This is a genomic window from Pseudomonas sp. ICMP 10191, from assembly GCF_001467335.1.
Lineage (GTDB): Bacteria > Pseudomonadota > Gammaproteobacteria > Pseudomonadales > Pseudomonadaceae > Aquipseudomonas > Aquipseudomonas cerasi.
Genome location: NZ_LKGW01000189.1, coordinates 1 through 1614, shown reverse-complemented (window position 1 = coordinate 1614; position 1614 = coordinate 1). Strand labels below are relative to the sequence as shown.

Below are 1614 nucleotides of genomic sequence, written 5' to 3'. Positions count from 1 at the left end.
GCCGTATCCGCATCTGCACTCGCCGGTATGGCCCACAACGGTATGGACAACATCCCGAAGGAAGGCACCTGGCTGCTCGATGGCGGTGAGCGCGTGCTCAACCCGAACCAAAACCGCGACCTGACGAAGTACCTGGCTGATAAGGCCGGGAGTGGTACTGGCGGTGCGCCGTCTTTCACCATCAACGCGCCAGTGAATGTCCAGGCTCAGCCCGGCATGACTAACGCGGACGCGGCCAAACAGGGTTCGGCGATATCGTCGGCACTTGAGGCTCAGCTCGGGCAGTTTCTGGACAGAGAGATGCGCCAAGGCGGTCGTCTTTGGAGGCGCGCGTAATGGCTGAAACATTCGATTTCGATGTGCAGGTCGGCGCGTCTGGTGATGTGTCTCAACGCACCTGGGAGAACGACTTCGGGGACGGTTACTCCCAATCTGGTGGAGTGGGAATAAACAACCGAACTGAGGCTTGGGACGTAACAGTAACTGGAAGGTATGGCCCAGGTCAGAAGCTGCAACAGGTACGGGACTTTCTAGACCGTCATGAAGGGTACAAGTCATTCATATGGACACCACCTGGTGGGGTTCAGGGCTTTTACAAGGCTAAGGGATACAAGCCAAATACTCTCGGTGGCGGCCTGCACTCTATCTCCGCCAACTTCAAGCAAACCCCCAAACCCTGACCCCGCCAAGTGCGGGGTTTTTCGTAGGTAACCACCATGATTTACAGCGCGGACATCCAGAAGCTGGAGCCCGGCAACCAGATTCGCCTGTACGAACTGGATGCGACGAGGCTGGGAGCCACGCTCTGGCGCTTCCACGGGCATGAGCATGAGGGCGACATCATCTGGCAGGGCCAGTTGTATTCGCCTATTCAGATCGAGGTCACCGGTTTAGATATCCGTGGTGATGGCCGCCCAGCCACACCAAAGCTCAGGCTGGCCAACGAGCTGTCGGGTATTCCGCGAGCTGTTTCTGCTCTCTGCCTGCAGTTCAAGGATCTGGCCGGGGCGAGCTTCAAGGTGATAGCACTTCCTGGATGCCGCGAACTTCGACGGCGGCAATCCGGATGCTGCTGATCAGAGCCGCACCAGCCTGTGGAGAATCGAGCAGAAGACCGAAGAGAACTTTTCGGCGGTCGGTTTCGAGCTTTCCAGCCCCATCGACATGGAAGGCCAGCAGCTGCCGTCCCAGCAGATCACCAAGTTGTGCCGCTGGGNGGCTGGTGGAGCAGCTGCAAGTTGCGCGGCAATACCCGCCGGTTCGGCGGCTCCATGGGCGCAAGCCTGATCGCCAAGGGGTAACCATGCGAATCAATCAAAAGCTTCAGAACGCCATGCGGGCGCACGCCGAGCAGTCACACCCGGCCGAGGCCTGTGGTCGTGAGTACGTACCGTGCGGCAACGTGGCCACCAACCCGCTGCAGCACTTCCTGATCGACAAGCACGACGCTGCGGCGGCAGAAGACAGGGGCGAGGTGCTGGCCATCGTGCACAGCCACCCGGACCGCGCCGCAACACCGAGCATGACCGATCTGGTCAGCTGCGAGCTGCATGAATTGCCTTGGGCGATTGTGGGCTGGCCTGGCGGTGACATTCAGTGGTTCAAGCCGAGCGG

Annotated in this window: 2 protein-coding genes and 2 pseudogenes; all 4 read left to right on the top strand. The window is 60.0% G+C overall.

Features of this window, described 5'->3' with window-relative positions; genetic code table 11:
- Positions 1 to 336, top strand: a pseudogene (locus AO388_RS26715) (tail tape measure protein); the annotation flags it as partial.
- Positions 336 to 680 (top strand): phage tail protein, encoded by a 345-nt coding sequence (locus AO388_RS26710; RefSeq protein ID WP_003370691.1) that lies wholly within the window; start codon positions 336 to 338, stop codon positions 678 to 680. The pseudogene AO388_RS26715 and the gene AO388_RS26710, both read left to right, overlap by 1 nt.
- A 36-nt stretch (positions 681 to 716) precedes the next feature.
- Positions 717 to 1301 (top strand): annotated as a pseudogene (locus AO388_RS30135) (phage minor tail protein L).
- 2 nt (positions 1302 to 1303) lie between these two features.
- The coding region (locus AO388_RS26700) for a C40 family peptidase (RefSeq protein WP_177343147.1) at positions 1304 to 1614 on the top strand (311 nt) is incomplete at its 3' end.